Annotated in this window: 27 protein-coding genes; 13 read left to right on the top strand and 14 right to left on the bottom strand. The window is 60.7% G+C overall.

Annotated elements, in window-relative coordinates; translation table 11 throughout:
• Nucleotides 1–8: 8 nt before the first annotated feature.
• The 8 genes from dprA to IG616_RS00840 form a co-directional block, all read right to left on the bottom strand.
• Nucleotides 9–1,148, bottom strand: coding sequence for a DNA-processing protein DprA (gene dprA / locus IG616_RS00875; protein ID WP_192145526.1), 1,140 nt, complete (start codon nucleotides 1,146–1,148; stop codon nucleotides 9–11).
• On the bottom strand, nucleotides 1,148–1,783 hold the full coding sequence (gene plsY / locus IG616_RS00870; protein WP_192146623.1) for a glycerol-3-phosphate 1-O-acyltransferase PlsY: 636 nt from the start codon (nucleotides 1,781–1,783) through the stop codon (nucleotides 1,148–1,150). Before plsY ends, dprA begins: the two co-directional genes overlap by 1 nt.
• A gap of 140 nt (nucleotides 1,784–1,923) precedes the next feature.
• Nucleotides 1,924–2,715 (bottom strand): hypothetical protein, encoded by a 792-nt coding sequence (locus IG616_RS00865; protein WP_192145517.1) that lies wholly within the window; start codon nucleotides 2,713–2,715, stop codon nucleotides 1,924–1,926.
• Nucleotides 2,716–2,754: 39 nt separating this feature from the next.
• Nucleotides 2,755–4,056, bottom strand: a complete 1,302-nt coding sequence (locus IG616_RS00860) for a dihydroorotase (protein ID WP_192145515.1) — start codon at nucleotides 4,054–4,056, stop codon at nucleotides 2,755–2,757.
• 10 nt (nucleotides 4,057–4,066) lie between these two features.
• A complete protein-coding gene (locus IG616_RS00855; RefSeq protein ID WP_192145513.1) occupies nucleotides 4,067–5,023 on the bottom strand; it encodes an aspartate carbamoyltransferase catalytic subunit in 957 nt (318 codons plus the stop codon).
• A gap of 105 nt (nucleotides 5,024–5,128) precedes the next feature.
• Nucleotides 5,129–6,055 carry an AEC family transporter gene (locus IG616_RS00850; protein WP_192145511.1) on the bottom strand — a complete coding sequence of 309 codons (927 nt, stop codon included), beginning with the start codon at nucleotides 6,053–6,055 and terminating at the stop codon, nucleotides 5,129–5,131.
• 9 nt (nucleotides 6,056–6,064) lie between these two features.
• Entirely contained in the window at nucleotides 6,065–6,586 is a 522-nt protein-coding gene (gene ruvX / locus IG616_RS00845; protein ID WP_192145509.1) for a Holliday junction resolvase RuvX, read from the bottom strand.
• Nucleotides 6,587–7,055: 469 nt separating this feature from the next.
• A complete protein-coding gene (locus IG616_RS00840; protein ID WP_192145507.1) occupies nucleotides 7,056–7,781 on the bottom strand; it encodes a GntR family transcriptional regulator in 726 nt (241 codons plus the stop codon).
• A gap of 178 nt (nucleotides 7,782–7,959) precedes the next feature.
• Here IG616_RS00840 and IG616_RS00835 point away from each other — a divergent pair, with 178 nt between their 5' ends.
• Complete coding sequence (locus tag IG616_RS00835; protein WP_192145505.1) at nucleotides 7,960–8,664, top strand: metal-dependent hydrolase; 705 nt, start codon at nucleotides 7,960–7,962, stop codon at nucleotides 8,662–8,664.
• 87 nt (nucleotides 8,665–8,751) lie between these two features.
• Here the strand turns inward: IG616_RS00835 and IG616_RS00830 are convergent, their stop codons facing one another.
• On the bottom strand, nucleotides 8,752–9,393 hold the full coding sequence (locus IG616_RS00830) for an NAD(P)H-dependent oxidoreductase (RefSeq protein ID WP_192145503.1): 642 nt from the start codon (nucleotides 9,391–9,393) through the stop codon (nucleotides 8,752–8,754).
• Between the two features lie 90 nt (nucleotides 9,394–9,483).
• On the opposite strand from IG616_RS00830, the gene IG616_RS00825 reads away from it, so the two are divergent.
• Nucleotides 9,484–9,894 (top strand): winged helix-turn-helix transcriptional regulator, encoded by a 411-nt coding sequence (locus IG616_RS00825; RefSeq protein ID WP_246476061.1) that lies wholly within the window; start codon nucleotides 9,484–9,486, stop codon nucleotides 9,892–9,894.
• Nucleotides 9,895–10,125: 231 nt separating this feature from the next.
• A complete protein-coding gene (locus tag IG616_RS00820) occupies nucleotides 10,126–12,018 on the top strand; it encodes a PhoX family protein (RefSeq protein WP_192145499.1) in 1,893 nt (630 codons plus the stop codon).
• A gap of 84 nt (nucleotides 12,019–12,102) precedes the next feature.
• Here the strand turns inward: IG616_RS00820 and IG616_RS00815 are convergent, their stop codons facing one another.
• The 3 genes from IG616_RS00815 to IG616_RS00805 form a co-directional block, all read right to left on the bottom strand.
• Nucleotides 12,103–12,612: a YHS domain-containing (seleno)protein gene (locus IG616_RS00815; protein ID WP_192145497.1), complete on the bottom strand. Its 510-nt coding sequence runs from the start codon at nucleotides 12,610–12,612 to the stop codon at nucleotides 12,103–12,105.
• Nucleotides 12,613–12,710: 98 nt separating this feature from the next.
• A complete protein-coding gene (locus IG616_RS00810) occupies nucleotides 12,711–13,313 on the bottom strand; it encodes a TetR/AcrR family transcriptional regulator (RefSeq protein WP_192145495.1) in 603 nt (200 codons plus the stop codon).
• Nucleotides 13,306–13,653, bottom strand: a complete 348-nt coding sequence (locus IG616_RS00805; protein ID WP_192145493.1) for a darcynin family protein — start codon at nucleotides 13,651–13,653, stop codon at nucleotides 13,306–13,308. Before IG616_RS00805 ends, IG616_RS00810 begins: the two co-directional genes overlap by 8 nt.
• A 159-nt stretch (nucleotides 13,654–13,812) precedes the next feature.
• Between IG616_RS00805 and gatC the strand changes: the two genes are divergently transcribed.
• The 7 genes from gatC to mdoH all read left to right on the top strand — a co-directional run bounded on the left by gatC (nucleotide 13,813) and on the right by mdoH (nucleotide 21,431).
• Nucleotides 13,813–14,100 carry an Asp-tRNA(Asn)/Glu-tRNA(Gln) amidotransferase subunit GatC gene (gatC, locus tag IG616_RS00800; RefSeq protein ID WP_192145491.1) on the top strand — a complete coding sequence of 96 codons (288 nt, stop codon included), beginning with the start codon at nucleotides 13,813–13,815 and terminating at the stop codon, nucleotides 14,098–14,100.
• A gap of 12 nt (nucleotides 14,101–14,112) precedes the next feature.
• Nucleotides 14,113–14,577 (top strand): GNAT family N-acetyltransferase, encoded by a 465-nt coding sequence (locus tag IG616_RS00795; protein WP_192145489.1) that lies wholly within the window; start codon nucleotides 14,113–14,115, stop codon nucleotides 14,575–14,577.
• 13 nt (nucleotides 14,578–14,590) lie between these two features.
• On the top strand, nucleotides 14,591–16,075 hold the full coding sequence (gene gatA / locus IG616_RS00790) for an Asp-tRNA(Asn)/Glu-tRNA(Gln) amidotransferase subunit GatA (RefSeq protein ID WP_192145487.1): 1,485 nt from the start codon (nucleotides 14,591–14,593) through the stop codon (nucleotides 16,073–16,075).
• A gap of 22 nt (nucleotides 16,076–16,097) precedes the next feature.
• The gene (locus IG616_RS00785; RefSeq protein WP_192145485.1) at nucleotides 16,098–17,210 is read left to right on the top strand and encodes an FAD-dependent oxidoreductase; all 1,113 of its coding nucleotides are present in this window, start codon (nucleotides 16,098–16,100) and stop codon (nucleotides 17,208–17,210) included.
• Between the two features lie 487 nt (nucleotides 17,211–17,697).
• Complete coding sequence (locus IG616_RS00780) at nucleotides 17,698–19,257, top strand: OpgD/OpgG family glucan biosynthesis protein (RefSeq protein ID WP_192146621.1); 1,560 nt, start codon at nucleotides 17,698–17,700, stop codon at nucleotides 19,255–19,257.
• Complete coding sequence (locus tag IG616_RS00775; protein ID WP_192145483.1) at nucleotides 19,239–19,622, top strand: hypothetical protein; 384 nt, start codon at nucleotides 19,239–19,241, stop codon at nucleotides 19,620–19,622. Before IG616_RS00780 ends, IG616_RS00775 begins: the two co-directional genes overlap by 19 nt.
• A gap of 6 nt (nucleotides 19,623–19,628) precedes the next feature.
• Nucleotides 19,629–21,431 carry a glucans biosynthesis glucosyltransferase MdoH gene (mdoH, locus tag IG616_RS00770; RefSeq protein WP_192145481.1) on the top strand — a complete coding sequence of 601 codons (1,803 nt, stop codon included), beginning with the start codon at nucleotides 19,629–19,631 and terminating at the stop codon, nucleotides 21,429–21,431.
• A gap of 23 nt (nucleotides 21,432–21,454) precedes the next feature.
• Here mdoH and IG616_RS00765 read toward each other — a convergent pair whose 3' ends face one another.
• Entirely contained in the window at nucleotides 21,455–21,709 is a 255-nt protein-coding gene (locus tag IG616_RS00765) for a hypothetical protein (protein WP_192145479.1), read from the bottom strand.
• 191 nt (nucleotides 21,710–21,900) lie between these two features.
• Here IG616_RS00765 and IG616_RS00760 point away from each other — a divergent pair, with 191 nt between their 5' ends.
• Nucleotides 21,901–22,203, top strand: a complete 303-nt coding sequence (locus IG616_RS00760) for a phosphatidylglycerophosphatase (protein ID WP_192145477.1) — start codon at nucleotides 21,901–21,903, stop codon at nucleotides 22,201–22,203.
• Nucleotides 22,204–22,246: 43 nt separating this feature from the next.
• Here IG616_RS00760 and IG616_RS00755 read toward each other — a convergent pair whose 3' ends face one another.
• Nucleotides 22,247–22,507 (bottom strand): DUF6455 family protein, encoded by a 261-nt coding sequence (locus IG616_RS00755; protein ID WP_209007209.1) that lies wholly within the window; start codon nucleotides 22,505–22,507, stop codon nucleotides 22,247–22,249.
• A 1,909-nt stretch (nucleotides 22,508–24,416) separates the two neighbouring features.
• Here IG616_RS00755 and fliK point away from each other — a divergent pair.
• Nucleotides 24,417–25,589: a flagellar hook-length control protein FliK gene (fliK, locus tag IG616_RS00750; RefSeq protein ID WP_192145475.1), complete on the top strand. Its 1,173-nt coding sequence runs from the start codon at nucleotides 24,417–24,419 to the stop codon at nucleotides 25,587–25,589.
• Nucleotides 25,586–25,873 (top strand): EscU/YscU/HrcU family type III secretion system export apparatus switch protein, encoded by a 288-nt coding sequence (locus tag IG616_RS00745; protein WP_192145473.1) that lies wholly within the window; start codon nucleotides 25,586–25,588, stop codon nucleotides 25,871–25,873. Before fliK ends, IG616_RS00745 begins: the two co-directional genes overlap by 4 nt.
• The last annotated feature ends 153 nt before the right edge of the window (nucleotides 25,874–26,026 follow it).

The raw sequence follows: 26,026 nt of genomic DNA, 5'->3' as shown, positions 1-26,026 counted from the left end.
AGACGGTTTTAGTAGACAAGCGAAACCCGCTGTCCGCGATGCCGTTCGAGACGCCCGGCAAGCTCCAGTTCCAGAAGCAGGATCTGGATCATTCTGGCGCTCTCACCGGTATGCCGGACCAGCTCGTCGATCCCGACCGGCGTTGGTCCGAGGGCCATGATGAGGCGCTCTCTGAGACTCTCGCTCGGCTCGGGCGGTGAGCCGCTGCTGAGACCTTCCGGCTCTTCCGCTTGAAGATCGAAAGGAAGATCCGGTTCGATCCGTCCTGCTAGAGCTTCTTCCACGTCATCTGCGCAAGTGATGAGTGTTGCACCCTGGCGAATCAGGTTGTTTGCGCCTTCCGAACGGGGATCAAGCGGCGAGCCTGGAACCGCGAAGATGTCCCGGTTCTGTTCCAGGGCAAAACGGGCGGTGTGCAGCGAACCGGATCCCTTGGCAGCTTCAATCACGATGACACCAAGGGAGATGCCGCTGATCAAGCGGTTCCTGCGCGGAAAATCCCGCCCGCGCGGTTTCCAGCCAAAGGGCATCTCGGTGACCGCATTACCGCCGTTCGACAGAATATCCGCAAGCAGTACGCCGTGCTCGGGCGGATAAAGAATGTCGATGCCGCCAGCCAGAACGGCGACCGTGCCACCGCGCAGCGATGCGCCGTGGGCTGCCGCATCAATGCCCCGGGCAAGGCCGGAGACGATGACATGGCCGCGCCGCGACAGCTCCTCCGCCATGAGATGCGCCATTTTGCGCCCGGCAAGAGAAGCATTCCGGGCGCCGACAACCGCTATGGCCTTGGGCTGGGTGAGGGCGTTGCCGCATGTAACAGAAAGAAGCGGTGGAGGTCCGTCGATATGGCGCAGATGCGGCGGATAACCCGGCTCGCCAAGCGCCACCAGCCGGGCGCCCATGCGTTGAAGCGCCTCATATTCCTCCATCGCATCATGCACAGGGCAGACGCGGATGGCAGCCTTGCCGCCACGGCGGGAGAGGGCTGGAAGCTGGGAAAGGGCCGCTTCCGCCGAGCCGAAATGATTGATCAGTTCGCGGAACGTGGCGGGCCCGACATTTTCAGACCGGATAAGCCGGAGCCAGGCGAGGCGCTGGGCCTCGCTTAATAGGAGGGAGCCTTTATGGTCAGGCTCCCTGTCCATCAGGCTGTTCCGCCGCCGCTGTCAGCCGCCGGAGCAGGAGACGATTTCGCGCCAATCTTGGATTCCTTGCCGCTGAGCAGCCGTCCGATGTTCTCGTGGTGTTTGAGCCAGAGGATCAGGGACATGGCACCGAAGACCAGTGCCGTGCGGTTGTCTCCCATGGCCAGCAGCACGAAGGGCGAAATCAGGCTGGCGGTCAGAGCCGAAAGAGACGAGTAGCGCAGGGTGAAGGCCATGGCGAGCCAGATCAGCGCGAAGGCGATGCCGACCGGCCAGGCAAGCGCAAGCAGAATGCCGAGATAGGTGGCAACGCCCTTGCCGCCCTTGAACCCAAGCCAGACCGGAAACAGATGCCCGATAAAGGCTGCAAACCCGGCAACCAGCGCAGCATCCGGGCCAACGAAAGACTTGGCGAGAAGGGCTGCAACAGTGCCCTTCAACGCGTCACACAGAAGGGTCGCCGCAGCCAGAGACTTCTTGCCCGTGCGCAGAACATTGGTCGTGCCGATGTTGCCAGAGCCGATCTTGCGGATGTCCCCCAGCCCGGCCATGCGGGTGATGATCAGGCCGAAGGGAATGGACCCGAGAAGGTAGCCAAGGATCAGAACTGCAAAGCCTTGCCAGACGGACATCATTGCAAAGGCGCCATGAATGACATCAGCATTGGTGGTTTCGTTCACTTGAAGCGTTCCTCACTGTCGATCTTCCGCAGTTTTCAGAGTCGTTACCCGGTGAACTGGCAGGGTGCAAGCGGGGCGGTCTGGAAAACCAGGAATTATCCTTCCTGACCTACGGCCCGATGGCTAAAAGACAAACGTTTTACAAGTTTCCTCACCATGAGTGCCAGCGCCAGACCAAGAGCACAAGACGTTGCGGCGAACAGTGGCGACGTTGGAAAAAACAGCCACGCGTAAATGGTAAATGTCAAAATCCCTGTCATTGCCAGGATACTCGCGAGAGTGCCCGCAATTCCCCGGAAACTGACCGGCGAAAAACGCCATTGGCTCCGGCGCGCTCTCGTAAACAACCTGGTTGCCAATAGCCAGATGACGGTCCAGCTAGAGACCAGAACCGCAGCTGTTTTTGGCATTTGGGCAGCCAGGAAACCCTCGAAATACAGCAGCTCTGATAGGGAGGGGTACCTGGAGACAAACCCTGAGGCCGGGGGCAACAGTTCGGGATAGACGAGCGGTTTGCCGTCTTCCTCTATCTCTGGGCCAAGCAGCCAACGCCCCTCATCAGGTTCGAAAACCTGACCGGACAGAGCGTCATAGCCAGCACAGGAGCGTGGCGGTTCTGTCGTGCAGTGAAGCAGCAAGAGAGAAGAAAGAGGTGAGGCCGCGAGGAGGTTTCCACCTTCAGTGACAGCTACAAGGCGTTTCGGGTCGGCAAAGAGAACGCCGTCGCCGTTCAGGACCTTGTAGCTGACCGGTCCGAACTCCTGACTGATTGCTTGGACCGTCTCGGTGAAATACGGGCTATGCGCCAACGTGGGTTTGAGTGAGTTCGCACCATACACCACGAGGCAAAACGCGAGCCTTAGAAAGTACGTTCCAATGGAGCTCATACCGCCTCGACTCGCGCTTGGGATTTAATAATGTTTCACTCAATCATAAGTGTAGACAGTCCGCCCCGCAACGATTGTCCGCAGCACCCGGCCGGAAAAACGGGCATCCTCGAAGGGCGAGTTTTTCGACCTTGAGCGGATGGCGCTTTTTTCCAGGACCCAGGGGCGGTCTGGGTCGAAGACGTTGACGTCTGCCGGAGCTCCTGCGCTGAGGCGTCCGGCGTCGAGGCCGAGGCGCTTGGCCGGGTTGATGGTCATGGCCGCAAGCAGGGGCACGAGACCGATATCGCCCGCGTGGTAGAGCCGCAGGGCTGCTGCCAGCAGGGTTTCCAGGCCAATGGCGCCGTCCTCTGCTTCCGCCCAGGGATGCCGCTTGGTTTCCACGTCCTGCGGATCATGGTTGGAGCAGATGATATCAACTGTGCCATCCGCTACCGCCTTGATCATGGCGTTGCGGTCGTCCTCGTTGCGGAGCGGCGGCGACATCTTGAAGAAGGTCCGGTAGGGGCCGATGTCGTTTTCGTTCTGGGTCAGATGGTTGATCGAGACCCCTGCGGTCACGTTCAGCCCCCGGTCCTTGCCCGCGCGGATCACATCGGCGGAGTCCGATGTGGAGAGGAGGCTGGCGTGATAGCGGCCCCTGGACATGGCAACCAGACGCAGGTCGCGCTCCAGCATGATGATTTCCGCTTCGCGCGGCACGCCGGACAGGCCCTTCCAGGAGGCGCTGAGGCCTTCATTCATGGTGCCGCCGGCCAGATCCGGGTCTTCCGGATGATGAACGACAAGCGCGTCGAAATCCCGGGCATAGGTCAGGAGGCGGCGCATGATCTGCGCATTGCGCACCGACTTGTGGCCATTGGTGAAGGCCACGGCGCCGGCTTCCTGCAACAGGCCGATCTCGGTCATGTCCGCGCCATTGAGGCCCTTGGTCAGGGCGGCCATGGGCTTGACGTTGACGATGGCGGTGTCACGGGCGCGGCGCAGGATGAAGTCCACCAGGGCCGGATCGTCGATGATCGGATCGGTCTCGGGCATGGTGACGATGGTTGTGATGCCGCCTGCCGCTGCCGCTTCACTGGCACTGGCGAAGGTTTCCCGGTGCTCATGGCCGGGTTCCCCGACGGAGACGCCCATGTCGATCAGGCCGGGAGCAACGATTGCGCCGCTGCAATCGATGATATCCGCTCCGTCCGGAGTGCCCTGGTTGAGCGCTTCGGGTCCTGCCGCCAAGATGAGCCCGTCTTGAAGAATGACGCTGCCTGCAGCGTCCAGTCCGCGTGCCGGGTCGATGACCCGCGCATTCGTCAGAACCAGGGGTGTTGCTGTGTCTTTGGCCACGGGTCGGATCCTACTGGTTCGGCAGATGGGCAGAGAGAGCTTCAAGGACCGCCATGCGAACGGCGACGCCCATTTCCACCTGTTCGCGGATCAGGCTCTGCGGCCCGTCGGCAACAGCGGGGTCGATCTCGACGCCCCGGTTCATCGGGCCGGGGTGCATGACGAGCGCGCCTTCATTGGCGAAGGCCAGCTTTTCCGCATCCAGGCCGTAGTAGCGGTAATATTCGCGCACGGAGGGAATGAAGGCACCGTTCATGCGCTCGCGCTGAAGGCGCAGCATCATGACGATATCGACGCCCTTCAGGCCTTCCTTCATATCGCGGAAGACTTCAACGCCCATGCGCTCGATGCCGCTGGGCAGAAGCGTGGAGGGGGCAATGACCCGGACGCGGGCGCCAAGGGCATTGAGCAGGATGATGTTCGACCTGGCCACGCGGGAATGCAGGATGTCGCCGCAAATCGCGATGGTGAGGCGCGAGACCGTTCCCCTGTGGCGGCGGATGGTCAGGGCATCCAGCAGGGCCTGGGTCGGGTGCTCATGGGAGCCGTCGCCCGCATTCACCACCGAGCAGCCGACCTTGCGCGCCAGAAGATGCACAGCACCCGCTGCATGGTGGCGCACCACCAGAAGATCCGGATGCATCGCATTCAGCGTGGCGGCCGTGTCGATCAGGGTCTCACCCTTCTTCACCGAGGAAGAGGAGACGGACATGTTCATCACGTCGGCGCCGAGCCGTTTGCCCGCCAGCTCGAAGGAGCTTTGCGTCCGGGTCGATGCCTCGAAGAAGAGGTTGATCTGGGTGCGTCCACGAAGAACGGACTTCTTCTTTTCCACCTGGCGGCTCACCTCAATGGCATCTTCCGCCCGGTCCAGAAGGCCCAGGATTTCGTGGGGTTGAAGACCTTCTATGCCCAGCAAATGACGATGGGGGAAAAGGTCGTGTCGACGGGGTTCGTTTGCGCTCATCGAAGCCTAGGCTATAGGCCTGAGCGGGCGAGTCCACAAGGGTTGAGTTTCACAGCAGATGCCTGTCCACACACGGGGCGGATAAAGCGCTCGGTATTTGTCCAGTTAGCCAAAAATCAGCAGGGCGATGGGGATGGTTGCCGAGGCGGTCAGGGTCTGCAGTGTGATGATTTCCGCCATCAGCTTGGCATCGCCTCCCATTTGCCGCGCAAGAATGTAGGAGTTGCTGGCGGCGGGAACCGAACAGGCAATGATGACAATCATTTGTGCCGGTCCCGACACGCCGAATGCAAGCGTGTAGAGGAAGGCGGTCAGGGGCAGAAAGAGCGGGCGCAGGAAAGTTCCAAGGGTCAGGGCAACGCCCGGGCGCCGCAGGGAGCTGAGGTCCAGACTGGCTCCCACACAGATGATGCCGATGGGAAGTGAGGCTCTGCCGAAAATTTCCAGCGTCGAATCGAGCGCGCCAGGCAGGGCGATCCCGGAAAGGTTCACGAGAATCCCTGCACCGATCGACAGGATGAACGGGTTTGTAAACAGGTCCCGCAGGATCTTGAGGGCGCTGGGGGCTGTTCCACTGGCGTAGTGGGACAGAACGAGGATCGACATGATGTTCAAAAGGGGGATCATGAACACCATGGCGATGGCGAGGATACCGAGCCCCTCCTTGCCCACCACATTGTCGGCAATGGCCAGGGCAATCATGGCATTCCAGCGCAAGGTGCCTTGAAAAATCGAGGTGAAGCGCGGCCCGTTGATCTTCCACACGGCTTCCAGCGGCTTGCGGGCCAAAAGGAGAAGCCCTGCCGCGGTCAGCAGGGTGGCGACCAGCGAGGCTCCCATGCCCAGGGCCGGCAGTTTCGAAAAATCCACCGTCGAGATGGTGCGGAACAGGACCGCGGGAAACAGCACGTAATAGGCCAGACGCTCGATCCCGCACCACTGCTCGCCGGTGATCAGTCCGGTTCGGGCCACGGCATAGCCGGACGCGATCACCAGGATGATCGGCAGCAGGGCATTGAGCGTCATCAGCATGGGAAAGGATCAGTCTTCGTAGATGGTGAAGCTGCGGCGGGCGGCTGGCTGGTCCTGCTGCAGATGGCCCAGCCGGTCGAGGAAGCCTTGCAAAATGAAGGCGGCAGCCATCTTGTCAACGACCTCGCCGCGCCGGGCCCGGCTGGCATCGGCCTCAAGCAGCGTGCGGGTGACGGCGGCCGTCGACAGGCGTTCATCCCACAGGGTTATCGGCAGATCGGTCATGGGGGCGAGGTTGCGGGCAAAGGCGCGGGTCGCCTGAACACGGGGGCCTTCGCTGCCATCCATGTTGAGCGGCAGGCCGAGAACCAGACCGCCGACTTCCTGTTTCGCGCAGATTTTCAGGAGTTCCTGCGCGTCCAGGGTGAATTTCTTGCGCCGGATCGTCTCCATGGGCGAAGCAATGCCCCGGCCAAGGTCGGAGAGGGCAAGACCAATGGTCTTGGTGCCGAGATCCAGTCCGATCAAGCGGCTGTTCGGGCGCAGGACTTCGAGAAACGCGTCCAGCGTCAATGTGGGGTCAGATGCCATGATCCGGCTTTACCAGCAACTCTGGTCAAGCGCCAGTGATCAGCAGGATTTGTGGGAGAAGGTGCAATTTGCCCCTCCTTCGAGACACCGCTCCGCGGTCAGACTGCTGACAAACTCCACCACTGCGCCTTCCCGGACGTAGCGAAGCGAAGATCCGGGATCTATTGCCTATTTATTCTATTGAAAGAAATAGGTTTTTTAGACAGGTCCCGGCTCAAGGCCGGGACGGCGCGGAGAAAAATCCTTGAAACCTGAGTTTGTCGTCAACCTCACCGCTTCGCGGTTCCTCAGGATGAGGTGATCGGGTTGAAAGCGTAGAAGAAACTGTCCGCGCCAAACCACTCCCTCATCCTGAGGAGCCTGGCGGATGCCAGGCGTCTCGAAGGATGAGCGGACGACAACATCGTCCAAAACTTAGGTACCCCGCCTTCAGACGCTTTAAACCCACGAGGTCGAAAGCGGCAGAGGATCACGCCATCTTGGCAAGCACCGCCTTGGCTGCGCTCATGAGATGGCGGCGGAGAGCTTTTTCGGCCTGCTTGCCATCGCGCTCGATAACCGCGGCAACAATGGCCGCGTGTTCCTCGTTGGAGCGTTGCATGCGGACGACCGCCCTCAGCTGTGACTTGCGGAAAGGGGCGAGTTTCAGCCGGAGGGCGTTGGCAACGTCGATCAGCTCGGGATTATGCGTTCCCTTGAAAATCGCCGTATGGAACGCGGTATTGGCCTCTTCATACTCCCGGTCCCGACCGGCTGCTGCGAGGCTGGACATGGTCTGGTGAAGATCTTCCAGAGCCGCCCGCTCGCTCACAGTCATGCGCTCCGCGGCAAGGCGCCCGCAAGTGGCCTCGATCTCCCCCATCGTCTCGAACAGGGCGTCGATCCGCTCGCGGGTGATCTCCGCAACAATGACCCCGCGATAGGGAACGCGCTCGGCCAGGGCACGGGAGGCCAGTTCGTGAAGGGCTTCGCGCACGGGTGTGCGGGAGACGCCGAACCGTTCCGTCAGCGCATGCTCGTCCAGCCGGGTTCCGGGAGCCAGACGGCCATCTATGATTTCCGCCTCAAGCTCATCAGCGATGACGGCGCTCGTCAGGCGTTTTGCCTGATCACCGGCTGGGCCGGTTCCGGGCAATGGCTTCCGGGAGGCAGATGCCTCCGCTCCGGTTTCAAGGGGCGCATACGGTTTTGTCATGAGCACTTTATGCGCGGTCAGGGCTTTGTTGCGCAATAGCCTGGCGGAGGCTTGTCATAGGCGCCGGAGTATCTAACTTTCAGGGTAACGGTTCGGCCAGCGGCCCGAACCTTTGCCAGATTGCAGAAGCGCGATGCCGTGAGGCAGCTGGACCATTGAAACAAGGAAGACCTCAGCCATGAAAATCACCTGGTATGGACACGCTGCCTTCAAGATCGAGATCAAGGACGCGACGATCCTTATCGATCCGTTCTTCACCGGAAACCCTTCGTTTCCGAAAGGTTTGACCGTCTCCAAGGCAAGTGAAGGCGTAACTCATGTGCTCTTGACCCATGGTCACGACGATCACATTGGCGACAGCATCCACATCTTAAAGGAGACGGGGGCGCAGCTGACCGGCAATGCGGAAATCTGCGGCTGGGCCTCTTCCAAAGGGATCTCGAACGTCAATCCGATGAACTCCGGCGGCATGGTGGATGTCGGCCCCTTCAAGGTCGGCCTGACTGTGGCGCATCACTCCTCATCCACCAGTTCGGATGGTGGAATCACCTATCTGGGCAATCCGCACGGGCTGATCATTGCAGCGCCGGGCGAACCGGTGCTCTACCATATGGGGGATACGGATATTTTCGGCGACATGGCCCTGATCAACGAGCTGCACGCGCCCAAGATCGGCCTCGTGCCGATCGGGGACCGCTTCACCATGGGCGGCAGGTCAGCAGCGCTTGCCTGTAACCGGTTCTTCAATTTCGACAGGATCGTTCCTTGCCACTATGCGTCCTTCGGTCTGCTCGACCAGAGCGCGGATAGGTTTCTTGAGGGGCTTGGAGAGGCTGCTGGCAAGGTGCATGTCGCCGTGCCGGGTGAGGCCTTCGACGCATAAAGCGGCAAGGCGGACCAGTTGCATAGAAAGCCCGGCGGAAGGAAATTCCGCCGGGCCTTCTGTTTTCGACGTCCTGAACCCGAGTGATCAGGCGATTTCCGTGACCATGGCAGCCTTGGACTTGCGGACCTTCTTCATCGGCAGCAGCCAGTCGGCGTCAGCTTGACGGTAGCCGAGCGGAAGCAGGAGGACGGATCGCAGGCCGCGTTCCTTCAGGCCGAGAATTTCGTCGACCTTGGCCGGGTCGAAGCCTTCCATCGGCGTGCAGTCGACTTCAAGTTCAGCGGCGGCAGCCAGGGCAAAGCCGAGAGCGATATAGGCCTGGCGCGCGGCATGGTGATAGTTCACCTCGGCATCGCGCGGCAGATAGTTTGCCTTCAGCTTCTCATAATAGTCATTCAGAAGCGGGATTTCGCCGCGTTCGTCGGTCATCTGCCGGGTGACGGCGTCGATGCGCTCGGCGGTGTAATTGTCCCAGGCAGCAAAGACGATGAGGTGGGAGCCGTCGGTGATCTGAGCCTGATCCCATGCGACCGGGCGGATCTTGGCGCGGATGTCCGGATTGGTGATCACGAACACTTCGAACGGCTGCACGCCGCTTGAGGTCGGGGCCATGCGGATCGCTTCAACGATCTGGTCGACCTTTTCCTGCGGAACCGGCTTGGACGGATCCATCTTCTTGGTGGCATAACGCCAGTTCAGCTTCTCGATCAGGGAGCTCTGCGTCATTCCGACTTCCTTCCGTCAATGCAAAGAGTGGTATAGATTTGTAATCGAAGACATATGAGGAACCGGAAATGGCTGCAAGAAGGCACATTTTTGAGCCCCGGTTACACGGAGGGAACCGTCTTGAAGGCTGAAGGCAAGTGCAAGGATTGCAGCCGGATCAATGAAGTCCTGTCTCGCGTTGGCGACCGCTGGAGTGTTTTGATCGTCATTTCACTGGCGAATTATGGAATACTGCGGTTCAACGAGCTGAAGCGGAACCTGGGCATTTCCCAGCGCATGCTGAGCCTCACCCTGCGCGAACTGGAGCGGGATGGCATGGTCAACCGCACCTATCATCCAACGATCCCGCCCAAGGTGGAATATTCGCTGACACCGCTCGGGAAATCGTTCAGGGAACCTTTGAAAGGCTTAGGGCAGTGGGCACTCAACAACCTGCCGGCTATCGACCAGGCCCGGCAGCGCTATGATGAGCAAGAGGCGTCCGAACGGCAAAGCGCCTGAAAAGGAGCTTGCAAGGACGCTGATGGGCCTGTCTTGAGATCTCCAAACCGGAGTGCGTCAACTTGCCGCGGTTAGGGGGAAATCCTAGCGTTCGCATGGTGTTGTTTCGTTATAAAATTACATACGGAACACATCCGTCTCGTGCCCTGGTCCGCATGTCGCTGAACTGTCACGCAAGCCTCCTATCCGGTTCTGGTCATTTTCAATAGCCAGCCATCTGGAGAGCAAGCTATGACCGACCGTAACACCGATGACATGTCTTTCGACGAGTGGGACGAACTGCAGCGCCCGGCCCCTGAGACGACCGGCTTTGATGCTGTTGTCGAAACCGCTCTGTCCCGCCGTGGTTTCCTGGGCGTGCTGGCGTTTGGGTCTGGCGCCGCAGCTATGGGCCTTGGTTCCGCAGCCAGCCTTCTGTCCTCGACCTCTGCTGAAGCGATGACCGCCAGTCGTTTTGCTTTCAAGCCGGTGGACATTGCGACCGACAGCATTGTCCATGTCCCGGAAGGTTATACTTGGGATATCGTCGCCAGCTGGGGCGACAAGCTCTTCTCCAACGCAGCCGACTTCGATCACGCAACGGGCGGTGATGCAGCTTCTGCCGACCGTATCTTTGGCGAGAACACGGATGGCATGGAGTTCTTCACCGTGGGCGAGCGCCAAGTGATCACGGTGAACCATGAATATGTGAATCCCAAGATCAACCTGCCGAAGAACGACGGCGGGATGCCTGCGTCGCTTGAAGACGTGCGCAAGCTGCAGAACCTGCAGGGCGTGACCGTGATGGAAGTTGCTGAGGGAGATGACGGCTGGAAGATCGTGGTCGACAGCCCGCTGAACCGCCGCATCACCCACCTGACGCCAATGACTTTCTCGGGTCCGGCAGCCGGTCATGATCTGCTCAAGACCGACGCTGATCCGGAGGGCACTCAGTCTCTCGGCACCTTTAACAACTGCGGCGCAGGCAAGACCCCCTGGGGCACCTATCTGACCTGTGAAGAGAACTTCAACAGCTACTTCGGCTCCACCGATGCAGGCTTCGAACTGCCGGAAGACTTCAAGCGCTACGGCATCTCTGTCGAGACCCGCTACGCCTATGAGAAGTTTGACGAGCGGTTCGACATCTCCAAGAACGTCAACGAGCCGAGGCGTGCGGGTTACGTGGTTGAAATCAACCCGGCTGATCCGGAGTCCACTCCTGTCAAGCGTACCGCTCTCGGCCGTATCAAGCATGAGAATGCCGAGTGCGCCCTGGCACGTGACGGCCGGGTCATTGTCTACATGGGCGATGATGAGCGCGGCGAGTTTCTCTACAAGTTCGTCTCCAACGGCACCTATCAGGCAGGTGGCAGCACCGATGGTCTTCTGGACGATGGCATTCTCTATGTTGCCAAGTTCCACGATGATGGCACCGGTGAGTGGCTCGCGCTGACTGAAGGGACAACCGGCATGAGCCTGCCGGAAATCTGCATCTTCACCCGCATGGCAGCTTCCAGGGTCGGCGCGACGACCATGGACCGTCCGGAATGGATTGCGGTGAACCCGGTGGCTGTCGAGGCCTATTGCGCGCTGACCAACAACAAGAACCGTGGAGTGAAACCCAACGCAGGTGGCGACGAAACCCCGGTGGGTGGTCCGAACCCGCGCGAAAAGAATGAATACGGCCAGATCGTTCGCTGGTATCCGGAGAATGACGATCACGCGGATACGAAGTTCAAGTGGGATCTGTTCGTCATGGCCGGCAACCCGGCGGTCCACAAGGATGCCTATGCAGGCTCGCCGAACGTGAACGCCGGGAACATGTTTAATTCTCCGGACGGTATGGCTTTCGACACCCGCGGGCTGCTGTGGATCCAGACGGATGGGGAAGACAGCAACGAAGGGGATTTCGCAGGTCAGGGCAACAACCAGATGCTGATCGGTGATCCGGTCACAGGCGAGATTGCCCGCTTCCTGACGGCTCCCATCGGTTCGGAAGTGACGGGCCTGTGCTGGTCCGCAGACCTGCGCACGGCATTCGTCGGTATCCAGCACCCGAGCGCGCCGTTCCCGGATGGCGAAGGCAAGCTGCCGCGCTCGTCCATCATCGCCGTCCGCCGTGACGACAAGGCGCTGATTGGCTGAGTTTCAGAGACAATAAGGAGGGCGCAGCGGGAACCGCTGCGCCTGCCATTCAGAGCAAATGGATGGGTGTGCCATCAGATCAGCCTACCGGATAATCGGTTCCTTCAGGTCTTCGGCCTTCTTGTCCTTGATGATCTGCCAGTTCAGGTCTGCATCATGGATGATGCCTGAGGTGTCGGCGAGAAAGCGTTCCTGAACGGCGGGGCTGTTGTTCAGGTAGAGTTTGCCGTCCACGATTTTCCAGGCATTTGGCACCACTGGCACTTTGAAGCCTTTGCTTGCGCCGAAGGCGCAAAAACCGCCGTATTGCGGGGCATATTTCGCCGGGTTGGCCTGGAAGAGGTCGCGGTTTGCGGCGGAGGCGAATTTCCAGGTCACACCCTGATAGTCCGCGGTGAACTGGCCGCTGCCCTGAACCGGCTTGTGCTCGGTGAAATAGGCGACGGGATCCGTACCGCCGATGGCCGCGCCATCCTTTACGTAGTTGGTGATCTCGTCCGCGAAGGCAGATTCCTGAACAAGGGAAAGCGGGGCGGTGGTCAGTATGGCAGCACCGAGCAGAAGGCTGGCGAGGGCGGGTCGGATACGGGTCATGATGGCAGATCTCCCTGACTTGCGGCGAGTGCGGAAACGCACCCGCCCTTGGCCTCAAGGATTGCCTCAGGCGCTGAAAAACCGCCAATCAAGCCTGATCACGGGCGCGCCACAGCTGCGCGAGGCGCCGGTGCTTTGGGGGCGGTCAGGCCGAGCACCAGATGAATGGCGCTGCCGATCATCTCGGGCGTGACCTGACGGGCCCGGATGTGATGGTTGAAGTAGATCAACCCCAGCAGCAGATCGATCCGTGTTTCCATCTCGGCCTCAAAGGGGGTGGCGATGAAGATCTGCCGCAACAGCAGCCGTCTTGCATCTTCCGCCTCGCTCAGAACGTCTCTGAGGTCTGGATGATCGCGCAAGGGGATCAGAGCGCGGATGGCGCTGCCAAGCGGTGTATCCTGAAGGGCGGTGACCGTGTTGGTGAGGGCCGTCTCCAGGTCCCGCGCGACACTGCCTCGCTGGGGCGGGGCAGGGTTGGCCTGCGCCAGGGCATGGCGGATTGCCGCCGCAGCAAGGGCGGCCTTGTCATTCCAGCGCCGGTAGACGGCCTGTTTGCTGGTGTGAACGCGGGCGGCAAGGCTCCCGATCGTCATCGCCTCATAGCCTTTTTCAGCAAGCTCTTCGAGTGCGGTTTCCAGAAGGGCGTCTGTGATCCGGTTCTCCTTCGGGCGCCCGGCCGGGCGCTCCTGATCAGGCATTTCCGGGGCTCTTTTCGTAGTCGCCATAGCCGTTCTCGATGCCCATGGTCACATTGGTGATCCGTGCATAGGGGCGGGTGAAGATCTCTGTGTCGCGCAGCTCCTCCCAGAGGTGGTGATAGGCGCGGATGTCTGTGAAGCTGCAGATGGCAAAGTCGGTGAAACTGCCGGACAGCGCATCTGCATCATACCAGGTGAACGATACCCCGGGATGCCTGGCCAGAATGCCGCCTGCATGTTCCGCCCATTTGCCCCGCTCAGCCCTGCTGAGGGCAAGCCAGGTGGGTTCGAAGGCCAGGTAGACGATAGCGGTCATGGGCAGCGGGCGAATATCCGGCATTTGATTTTCCTAATTCGGTTACCATTGGTACCGATATAAGCTTCTTTTTTGCCGTGAGGCAAGAGAGAGCTCTTGCTCAGGGAGGCGGATTGAGAAAAACAGGGGCTCATGCCCGGCTTCGTGCCGGGGCAGACAAATCAGATCAAAGGAAGGGTGTTCATGTCCGTCGACATTGAAACCGTCAAACGCGTGGCGCGTCTTGCCCGTATCAAGGTGAGCGATGAGGGCGCAGAGCTCATGACCGGTCAGCTCAACGGTATCCTCGGTTTTGTTGAACAGCTTGATGAAGTCGATGTCACTGGCGTCGAGCCGCTGACCTCTGTTGTCGAGCAGACCATGAAGAAGCGTCAGGATGGCGTGACCGACGGCAACTATCCGGACGACATCACCCGCAACGCGCCCATGAGCGAAGACAACTTCTTCATGGTGCCGAAGGTGGTCGAGTAAGCCGCTACCCGCATGACCGCCACGATCGCCACCGAAAGCCCGCTTAGCGACGGGATGAGACAGATGATCCGCGAATTGAACGCGGTTCTTCTGGAACTGTCGCCGCCCGAGGCTTGCTATCACATGACGCCGGAAGAAATGGCCGGGCCGGAGACGACTGTCTTTGTGGCCCGCGTGGAAGGCGCAATGGCAGCCTGCGGGGCTTTGCTCCGGCACGGCGATGGCATCGGCGAGGTGAAACGCATGTACACCCGTCCCGCCTTTCAGGGGCAGGGGCTGGGCAGCGCGATCCTGGACCGGATCGTGTCGCTGGCCAAGGAGGAGGGGTTGACCCGCCTCGTGCTGGAGACCGGCGACAAACATCCGGCTGCGTGGCGCATCTATGAGAACGCGGGCTTCGCCCGCTGCGGTCCTGTCCTGGATTATCCGGACAGCCCCTATTCGATATTCTATCAGCGGCCAGTCAACGCCGCCTAATGAGGTCCCGACAATGACCGACTTGACCAAACTGACCATCGCCGAAGCGCGCGAAGCGCTGAAACGCAAGGATTTCACCGCGACAGACCTGACCTCGGCGTTCCTGAAGAACATCGAGGCGGGCAATGGCGCGCTGAACGCCTATGTGGCTGTGACCGCCGATAAGGCGCTGGACATGGCAAAGGCGTCCGATGAGCGTCTCGCCAAGGGTGAAGGTGGTGCGCTGGAAGGCATTCCGCTTGGCGTGAAGGACCTGTTTGCCACCAAGGGCATCCATACCCAGGCCTGCAGCCATGTTCTCGACGGTTTCAAGCCCACCTACGAATCCACAGTGACCTCCAATCTGTGGGCCGACGGGGCGGTGCTGCTCGGCAAGCTCAACATGGATGAGTTCGCCATGGGCTCCTCCAATGAAAGCTCCTACTACGGTCCGGTGGTCAATCCGTGGAAGGCCAAGGGCTCGGACGACAAGCTGGTTCCGGGCGGTTCCTCCGGCGGGTCCGCCGCTGCCGTTGCTGCCCGTCTGTGCATGGGCGCCACCGCGACCGATACGGGCGGATCCATCCGCCAGCCGGCCGCCTTCACCGGCACCGTCGGCATCAAACCGACCTATGGCCGCTGTTCGCGCTGGGGCATTGTTGCCTATGCCTCTTCCCTCGATCAGGCGGGGCCGATTGCCCATGACGTGCGCGATGCCGCGATCCTGCTGAAGTCCATGGCCAGCGTCGATGCGAAGGATACGACGTCGGTCGATATCGAAGTGCCGGACTATGAAGCTGCCATCGGCCAGTCCGTGAAGGGTCTCAAGATCGGCATCCCGGCGGAATACCGCATCGAAGGCATGCCCGAAGAGATCGATGCACTGTGGAAGCAGGGCATCCAGATGCTCAAGGATGCAGGCGCGGAGATCGTCGACATTTCCCTGCCACACACGAAATATGCCCTCCCGGCCTATTACATCGTGGCCCCGGCGGAAGCCTCCTCGAACCTCGCCCGCTATGATGGCGTGCGCTACGGCCTGCGCGTTCCGGGCAAGGACATCGTCGAGATGTACGAGAACAGCCGCGCGGCAGGCTTCGGCCTGGAAGTGCAGCGCCGTATCATGGTTGGCACCTATGTGCTCTCCGCCGGTTATTACGATGCCTATTACCTGAAGGCGCAGAAGGTCCGCACCCTGATCAAGCGGGATTTCGAGCAGGCCTTCCATGCCGGTGTCGATGCCATCCTGACCCCGATCACCCCGTCTTCCGCTTTCGCCATCGGCGACAAGGAACTGGCGGCCGATCCGGTCAAGATGTACCTGCAGGACGTCTTCTCCGTGACGCTCAACATGGCCGGTCTTCCGGGGATATCGGTTCCCGCAGGTCTCGACTCCAAGGGTCTTCCGCTTGGGCTGCAACTGATCGGACGCCCCTTCGGCGAAAGCACCCTGTTCCAGACCGCTTCCGTCATCGAACAGGCCGCTGGCCGGTTCACGCCGGAAACCTGGTGGGCTTAAGCCTCCGAGCGGGGATTTGGACGTGTTTGACGTCGAAACCCTTGTGATTGGTGCCGGGGCGGTGGGGCTTGCCACCGCCCGGGCGCTTTGCCTGTCCGGCCGGGAGGTCATGGTGCTGGAGCGTCATGGCCTGATCGGTTCCGAGACGAGTGCCCGTAACAGTGAAGTCATTCACGCAGGCATCTATTATCCCAAGGACAGCCTCAAGGCCCGGTCCTGTGTGGAGGGCAAGGAGCTGTTGTACCGCTTCTGCGCCGAGCACGGTGTCGCCCATGAGCGGATCGGCAAGCTGATCGTCGCTTCGGACAAGGAACAGGTGGCGGAGCTGGAAGGCATCCGGGCCAAGGCTGCCGCCAACGGCGTGCATGACCTCAAGGCTCTTACCAAGGCGGATGTGACGGCTCTTGAGCCGGAGCTTCACTCGGAAGGGGCGCTGCTTTCCCCCTCGACCGGCATCATCGACAGCCATTGCTATATGCTGGCGCTTCAGGGGGAACTCGAAGCCCATGGCGGGCAGGTTGTTCTCAACACCGGGGTTTTGTCGCTCTCGAAGCTGCCGCGTGACGGTTTCTCCGTCACTGTAGCGGCAGAAGGCGAGGGGGGAGAGCCCTACACGATCACCTGCCGTGAGCTGATCCTGTGCGCCGGGCACGATGCTCCAGGGCTGGCGGCTGGAATTCCGGGTGCCAATCCGCCGGGGGCCTATCTGGCCAAGGGCAGTTATTTCAAGCTGGCGGGCAGGGCACCCTTTTCCCAGCTAGTCTATCCTGTTCCAGAACCGGGCGGACTTGGTGTCCACCTGACCTTTGATCTCCAGCATCAGGCGCGGTTCGGTCCGGATGTGGAATGGGTTGACCGCATCGATTACCGGGTGGATCCGGTCCGCAGCCAGAAGTTCTACGCGGCCATCCACCGCTATTGGCCTGGCTTGCCGGACAATTCCCTCGTGCCGGATTACTCCGGTATCCGGCCGAAGATTTCCGGTCCGGGAGAAGCGGCAGCAGATTTTCGTGTTGATAATTTTTCCAATCACGGAATCGCCGGATTCATTGCTCTTTACGGTATCGAGTCACCCGGACTGACTGCTTCTCTGTCACTCGCGCAAACTGTTCTCGCAAGTCTTTCGCGGGCCTAAGGTCGAGGGTTTCCGGTGTTTCCGGAGGCCGCTTCATGCTTTCGTGAGAAATCGTGTTTGACATACGTCTGACAAAAATCACGGAACTGCCATAGTTATTTTCTTAAGTCTCCGGGAACATTGCGTGATGTCCGGTCTTTACGGGCCGGGCGGGAGCAATAATTGTCCGGAATTTCAGAGCTTCTGGAGGTGTTCTGGACGTTGGATCCGAAGTGCTCTCAAGCGGTTCGGAAAGCAAAATGAAACCATTATCGTTGCATGGCAGCATTCTTGAACGGAACCAATTGCAGATTTCTGTATTTAGGTTCATATGCTCATTTGTTGGAGGCCTTGTCAGAAATGCGCGGAGCGCTTCCAACAAACCCTGAAAATCGGAAGTGGTTGAAATTTACCATAAAAAACAGCATCTTATTGATGCTAAACGGTAGAGTTGCGTGTGCGGGGCTGGGTTGACGTGACGTCGGAAATTGATCGTAGACGTGTTTTGATGGGGGCGGCGCTGACCTTCTGTGCAGCGACTGCCGCAGGAACTATTGGGAGTCCTGCGGCGTTTGCGCAGACTGCTGAGCCTGCTTCTGCTGCACCGCCGCAATTTTCGTTTGATGATCTCGTCAACAATGCCCGGGAGCGGGCCCAGGGGTCTTATTCTGAACCGGCCTCAAAGCTTCCGGATGCGATGAATGCGCTGGACTACGATCAGTTGCGTGCCATCCGCTTCCGTCCGGACCGCTCGCTCTGGAAGGGCACGGACAGTTCCTACGAGCTGCAGGCCTTTCATCCCGGCGGGCTGTTCAAGCAGCCTGTGGAAATTTTCGAGGTGGTTGATGGCGCGGTGGCCCCGCTGCATTTCAAGTCCTCTGACTTTGAATATCGCGCGCCGCTCGATCCGGCTCAGTTCGACGATGTAGAATTGCCCGGTATTGCCGGTTTCCGGCTTCACTATCCGTTGAACCGGCCTGACTACAAAGACGAGCTGATCGCTTTTCAGGGGGCCAGCTACTTTCGGGCGCTGGGCAAGGGCAACATCTACGGCCTGTCCGCACGCGGACTGTCGGTGAACACAGCTGTGAGCGGTCCGGAAGAGTTTCCGCGCTTCTCCCGCTTTTTCATCGAGCGTCCGGCGGCAGGTCAGCAGGAAATCCGCCTGTGGGCGGATCTGGACAGTCCGAGTGTGACCGGGGCCTATGCCTTTGTGATTACACCTGGAATCAATACTCAGATCCAGGTCACCGCACGGCTTTTTGTCAGAGATGCGATTGAGCGCCTTGGCATCGCACCGCTGACTTCTATGTATCTCTTCGGTGAGAATGACCATTTCGGGTTCGATGATTACCGGCCGGAAGTGCACGACAGCGATGGGCTGATGATCCTGGAGAAATCCGGTGACAGGCTTTGGCGTCCGATGCGCAATCCCGGCAAGCTCGGACTGTCATTCTTCTACGAGGAAGGGGTCAAGGGGTTCGGTCTGGTCCAGCGGGACAGGGACTTCTCGCACTACCTCGACACCGAGGCCCAGTATCAGCGCCGCCCGTCTCTCTGGATCGAGACGATCGATGACTGGGGGGCCGGGCAGGTGATGCTTGCAGAGATCCCTTCGGCGAAGGAGATCCACGATAACGTTGCCGCCTTCTGGATCCCGAACCGCAAGGCGGAGGCGGGCGCTGAATTCAATTTCCGCTACCGGATGATCTGGGGGCGGGAACCTGAGCCGGGCACGGACCTTGCACTGGTGACTTCGACCCGGACCGGCCATGCGGGCTCTGCTGCATCCGATCCGGAAAAGGGCAAGCGCAAGTTCGTCGTGGTCTTTGCCGGTGGCGGGCTTGAAACACTGGGCGGCGATGATCCAGTTGAAGCGGATCTGGCCGTCTTTAACGGCAAGCCGGAGAACCAGCTTCTTCAGAAGGTGGAAAACGGCGCCTGGCGACTGATTTTTGACGTGGACCGGGAAGATGGTTCCCGCCCCGTCGAAATGAGCCTTCGGCTCAAGATTAATGGTAAGTACTTGACAGAAAAGTGGATCTATCAATGGAACTCCGAAGCCTGACCTCCCAGGACGGACATTCGCAGACCGGGGCCGCCGCCCTTTCCGGCGAAACAGCCTTTGATCTGCTGCGTGCATCGATCGGCCGTCCCGATCTCGACGATGCAAGCTTGCTTGCGTGCCTGACCGAAACTCTCGGCGTTCTCGGCCTGGAGCTGAGCGCGGAAGATCTGGTTCTGTCGGAAGACAATGCACAGCTCTTGAGCACGGTGCTGCGTTGCACGGCATTTCCGCAGCCACGGTTCCCCATGGCCATGCCGGATCATTCGTTGAATGTGTCCCTGGCGCTACCCTTTGCTGCCAAGCGCACCAGTGCGCTGGGCCGCATAGCAGGCGTTCCTGTCCGGGCTTTCCGGCGCAAGGGATAAGAGACCATGTCTGGCGGGTCTGGCAGTGCCTTCAGGGCCGGTATCGGTGTGCAGTCCAGGCGCCTTGGCGCCCTGGTTCTGACTCTCATTCTGACGATTGGCGCCGTCAGTATGTTCGGCACCATAGCCCAGTCGGATGGTTATGACTGGCTTGACGTGGTCCGGGTCAGCCTGATTGCCATCTCCGCCTTCTGGCTTGCCTGGGGCACCTGTACCGCGCTTCTCGGCGTGCTGTTCACTCCGGACACGCCTGCTTCGATTTCCGGCCTGCCGCAAGGCCGGACCGCGATCCTCGTTCCCGTCTACAATGAATCCTGCGGTCCGGTCTTTGCCCGGATCGAGGCCATGTACCGTTCGCTTCAGGCGGAACCGGGCGGGCATGCCATCGATTTTCATGTTCTGTCGGATTCCACCCGCGCCGATGCGGTTGAAGCTGAGAAGGCTGCCTATCGCGCGGCGCTTCTGAAGCTGGAAGCTGGCGGATGTCTCTACTACCGGCACCGGTCTCCGAATGTCGGCCGCAAGGCAGGCAACATTGCCGATTTCGTCCGCACCTCCGGCGGGGCCTATGCCTATATGCTGGTGCTAGATGCGGACAGCCTGATGCGCGGCAAGACGATCATGGAAATGGTCCGGCGGATGGAGGCGGAGCCCCGCCTCGGTCTCTTGCAGAGCCTGCCGCAGACCATTGGTCTGAAGACGCTGTTCGGGCGCATGCTGCAATATTCCTCCGGGATCTATGCTCCGACCTTCACACGTGGGGTTGCGGCCCTTCAGGGTGATGCCGGTCCGTTCTGGGGCCATAACGCCCTGATTCGGGTTGCCGCCTTTGCAGGGTCTTGCGGCATGGCGCCCCTGACCGGCAAGCCGCCCTTTGGCGGGCATATCCTGAGTCATGATACTGTCGAGGCTGCCCTGCTTGCCCGCGACGGCTGGATCGTGCGTCTCGACCCGGGTCTCGAAGGCTCCTACGAGGAAGCCCCGCCCAACATGATCGAATTCGCCAAGCGCGACCGGCGCTGGTGTCAGGGCAACCTGCAGCACGCAAAGATCCTGCTGGCGCCGCGTTTCAGCTTGTGGAACCGGACCAATATCATTCAGGGGATCTTCTCCTACCTGTCTTCTCCGGTCTGGCTGTTCTTCCTGGTCTCCAGTCTGGCCGCGCCCCTCGTTGCGCCGCCGCCGGTCTATTTCGATGGCCATTCCCCGTTCCCGGTGTTCCCGCATCCGGAAACCACCACGGCTCTCGCACTGCTCTTTGGCGTTGGCGCACTGCTGATCCTGCCGAAGCTGACACTGCTGGTCCGCGCCATTCTGCGCCGGGAGGCCTGGCGTTACGGCGGAACGGTGCGGGCCTCTATCAGCTCCTTCCTGGAACTGCTGGTCACGTCGATGCTGGCGCCGATCCATATGATGTTCCAGACCCGCTCTGTCATGCAGATCGTCTTCGGGGCCGATTCAGGCTGGCCTGCGGCGTCCCGCGATGATGGAACGATCAGCTTCTGGGAAAGCCTGTCCGCCTCCTGGTGGATGAGCGTGACAGGTGTTTCGGGGCTGTTCTTCGCCCATCTTTTCGCGCCGGAACTCTGGTACTGGCTGCTGCCAGTTGCGCTGCCGCTGGTGATCGCCCCGGTGATGATCTATGTCACGGCTTCCGTTTGGGTCGGAAATCTCTGCCACCGGCTGGGGCTGTTTCTCATCCCCAGTGATGTGGAGGGCGATCCCGTGATCGAGATGATGGAAGCGGCCGAAGAGGGCAGGGAAATCGGGACCGCAGCAGCGCCCTTCACGGCACGCGGCGTTGCCTGATCTTCCTATCGGTTTTTAGGGTGTCAGCTTCTCTCGGCCGGCCAATAGCCGTGCTTTTCGGTACGGGCGACGGCAAATGTCTCCACGTCATCGGATCCGCAGCGGGCGCAAGTCAGGTTTCCCGCAATCCCGGCAACCACTGTGGAGGCCCGGAACTGATTGTCAGCCATGTAGCGGAAACGGCCGCAGTAATTGCAGTTGATCCCCAGGCGCTGGTCCCGGGACTTGAGCTCGCCGATGGTTACATCGGCGTCTTTTGGTTGTGGGGCAAAACTCATAGACAAGAATAACTCCAATATACCTAGAATTGTATGTTTTTTGAAAAGCAGCTCAAGCAGGAATTCCTGCCGGGCGGTAATTCAGCAAAAAATCGTTGAAAAGATTTGTTTCAGATATTTGAAGAGATTGATAGAGGGATGTGCCAAAACGCCGCTCGCCTTTTTTCCCTCAAAAGGATAGACAGACGGTCATGATTTCTTCGACTTGGCTCTCTTTGTTCGGTCTTGCCGGGCTCTTCAACCCCCTCTCGCTTGTCATTGGCGCATGGATGGGGTGGCGTGCGGACCAGCGCAACAAGATCCTGATCGCCGGTTTTGCTGCGGCAACGCTCTCTCTTTTCGTTGAGACAGGGCTAGGCCTGACCGGGCTGCCCCAGATAATATCTCATGATGCCGGGGCTTTGGCCATGTTCCCGTTCCGCTTTGCCGGTGGTGCACTGGCAGCCCTGATTGCCTTCGGCATCGCTTCACGCCGGAACCGGAACGCCGGCTAGGCGTCTTGCTTGCGGACCCATGTTTGTCCGCAAGCCGTGTGGTTCACAGGACCGGATCGAGCCAGCGGCGGAACAGTTCCGAATTCGGGCATTCCGGCATGGGGGCGGAGGCACCCGTCTTGTGTTCATCAAGCCAAGCCTTGCAGGACTCGGTTGACAGGCATTTGCTGCAGCGGCTCGCGGCTGCACGCAAGTCTTGACCAAGGCATTGGCCCATCGGCATGCGATCCATCGCGCCTATGGTTTCCAGCATGCGTCCCATAAGGTTCGCCCGCTCATTCAATTTGTCTACCCAGTGCATCATGGCCTCTCCCGGCTCTCTCTCAGTCGAAGCAGAATGCCATCTTGCGAAAAAAGATCATTGATCCGCGTCAATCGGACGCGTTTGCGAGGGCCGTAGGTGACGGGCGCAATCCCTGCTAAACTGACGTCCTGGTTCAGGAGATGTTTTTTGACCGGCCCGGGAGTTCGGCAAGATGGTTGGTGAAATAACCGCGTCACAACCTTCAAACCCGCAGAATTCTGCGGGGCCGCAGTTGCGGCTTGAGCCCGGAGTAGAGGTTGCGGTCAAGGTCAGTGCGGTCCTTCCTGACAATGTGGTGCGGCTGAGTTCGGGGACTGCCAGTGTCGAGGTGCGTGTCAGCACACCCTTGCCGAAGGGCGCAGAGGTCACACTCAAGGTCAGCGGAGAACCTGGAAGGCCGCAGATCCAGCTGCTTGTGCCTTCTGTTCAGCAAGGGGGGGCGGTCACTGGGCAGGCGGCAGGTTCAGCGAATGGCTCGGCTGGAGGCCAGGCGGCCGTTCCCCCCTCCGGTCAGGTCAGCACTTCTGCTGCCAGTACATCTTCACTGCCCTCTGCAGCCGCTCAACCCGGAACAGCGGCAGCGCCTTCGGCAGCAGCTCAACAGGCGGCCGCGATCAGCGCATCCACTTCCGGGACACTTCTTCAGGCCCTGACCGGGATCCAGGTTGCGCAGCAAGTTTCTCCGGTACTGCCATCCGCCAGTCAGCCCGAGGCCGCACAAGTGTCTGCCTCCCGGCCCGCTGGCCCACAAGCTCCCGCTACAGGGGCTTCACCGGCTCTCTCAACACCTTCTCCGCTCTCTGCACCGCCCTTGCCGGGGGTTGGAGCCTCGCCCGCAGCAGGGGGCATTCCCGGCACAATTCCTGAAACCGGCTCTGTGTCTCCGGTTCCTTCAGCCCCGGCAGCGGCAACACCACCACTCTCCGCTCAGGGGCTGGGAACTGCCGCGCCTGGTACAGCTCCACCGGCTCAGACGCCTGGTTCTCCGGTTCTGACCGCGGCAGGCGGGGGGGCAATATCCGTGACCCCGGCAGGACTGGCTGATGCACCTCCACCCGCTGCAGGACAGGTCGCCGTTTCCCAGACGCCAGTGGTTAGCGGGTCCGCGCCGCCATCTGTTTCAGGTGCTCCAGCCGGAACCATCATGCAGACACCGCCGCAAGGCGCGGCTTTTGCGGGCGCACAGGCTCCAGGTTCTCAAGCTGTGGGCTCCGCTGCGCCGCCATTTGAGGGCAGCAGCTCACCGGCTCCCTATGCTGCGGGTAACCCGCTGCCCGCGGGCGGGTCTGCAACAGGTACCCCGGCTGCTGCCGTGCGTCAGAGCGCAGGGGCTGAGACTTTGCTTCCTGCTGGGAATACTGCGTCGGCCCAGGCTGCTGCTCCGGCTCTTGCGACTTCACAGGCAACGGGAGGCAGTTTGCCGGGGGCGGGGGCACAGGCCGCAAGCACGGTGCCGATGTCACAAGCAGGTGCTACGCCTTCAGGGCAGCCTGCAAATGTGCTGCCTGCGTCAAGCGGGCAATCCGGTGCCGCAAGTCCGGCGCAATCAGGGAATGCCGGTCCGGCCCAGGTTGCCATCAGCTCCGCGGCTCTTGCTCCTCCGGTCTCAGTGCCGGGAAATACAGGCACTGCAGGTGGTCTCAATGCTCCACAAGGCGCCGTCCAGGCAGGGCCTGCTTCAGGAACGCCAATGGTTCCTTCATCCTCGCCAGCTCAGCCTGTCCTTGCGGGGACACTGCCACAAACACGAGCGGTCCCGTCCTTGGCGGGGGCAGTCGCTGCTTCCGCTCAAGGTGCCTTTCAGGGGCAAGGGCAGGTTCAGGGGCTGTCTCAGGCAACCGTCGCGCAGCCTGCCACTGGCCCCGTGCCTCAAGTCAGCGCTTTCCCTCTTCCGCAAGGGAGAGACCCCTTGCCCTCTCTACCTTCAGGAAGTGCGGCCTCTCAATTCCAGATGCCTGCTGCTTCGGGTTTGAAGGGCACGCAGACCTATCCCGTGGACGTGGATCGTGCCATGCCGGAGACCGTCAGCGGCAGGCCGGTTCCCGAACCGGTACGGCAGGTGGTGGACAAGCTGCTTCCGGCGCTTGAAAAGCAGCAAGCTTCTCTTGCGGATCTCTTCGCCAACCTTCAGGCCGTCAGCGCACAAGTGTCCAGCGGACAAATGGATGTGCCCAAACCGGTGCAGACCGCCATTGAGCAGATTCTCGGGCTGCGGCTCGGAGGTCAGGCTGCCGGAACAGGCCAAGGCAACGCTGCGGATGACGTTGTTCTGAGTGCGGAGGATGTGCAGCGGGCGCTGGAGCTGTCCGGCCTTTTCCGGGAAATGGTCATGCGGCCCTCGACGGGCAAGGCGGCGGGGGGCGATGATCTGAAATCCCTGCTGATGAACCTGCGCAAGCTGCTTCAGGCGATGGGGGGAGAGGAATTGCCCGCGCGTCCCTTGACCCAGCCCCGCGTTCCCTCGCTGCGCGGCTCTCCTCAAGGGCAGCCACCAGCGCAGGCAAATCTTCCCGCCCAGGAGGATGGCCCCGAGGCACTGGCCTCCCGGCTTCTCAAGGACACGGACGGCGCCTTGTCCCGCATTCGTCTGGAGCAGCTTGCAAGCCGTGGCATCACCCGGGAGGCTGCGGGGCAACAGCAAGGCGCGTCAGCATCTCAGTCTGGCGGCGGGTCGTCTCCGGCTCATGCGTCTCATTCCGGCGGGGGCAGGGCGATGGATCTGGTGGTCGATCTGCCGCTCGCGGTTGGCGGTCAGACGGCGGTCGTCCAGATGCAGATTGGACGCGATCCAGACCATAATGGCGATGCGGACAGCGGGGAGCGGGCCTGGCGTCTGCGCTTTGCTTTGGATCTTACCGCGACAGGTCCTATGGAGGCTGCCGTCAGCCTGCGTGGTGGCAGCACTTATGTCAGCCTGTGGGCGGACCGGGAAGAGATGCACAGGGCATTGAACGAGAACAGGGAGAGCCTGGAGGCGGCCTTTGCCCATGCGGGGCTGGATCTTCAGGAGCTCCGGTTCATCCGCGGGCTGCCCGCCCGGCGCAGGTTTGCGGCTGGGGCATCGGTGGATAGGCAGTCATGAACAAGACGACCGGGAAGCCCGAGAAAAAGATCGCGGTCGCGCTGACCTATGATGGTGCGCATACGCCGGTCGTTTCCGCCAAGGGCACGGGAAATGTCGCCGAGCGAATCGAGGAGATCGCGCGTGAAAGCGGTGTTCCCATCGAGAACAATCCGATGATGGCAGAAGCCTTGTCCCAGATCGAGCTGGACGAGGCCATTCCAACGGAACTCTATCAGGCCGTTGCTGTTCTGATCGGCTTCATCATGCGCACGGGCAAGGCGAAGAACCCGCCGGTGGAATGAGCCGTGGTTCCGGCATGCCGGGACTGTTTGAACAGGGCACAAATCGCCTGCTGCCGCCGTTTGTCCGCACGAAAGCCTTGCAGGACAGCCGTTTCCACATTAGGCATCAGGACCAAGATTTCAGGTGACCGGTGTGCTTCGCTGTGAAGGCGG

The sequence above is a fragment of the Roseibium litorale genome, from assembly GCF_014842915.1.
Lineage (GTDB): Bacteria > Pseudomonadota > Alphaproteobacteria > Rhizobiales > Stappiaceae > Roseibium > Roseibium litorale.
The sequence above is the reverse complement of the archived record's forward strand: the minus strand, read 5'-3'. Positions and strand labels throughout refer to the sequence as shown.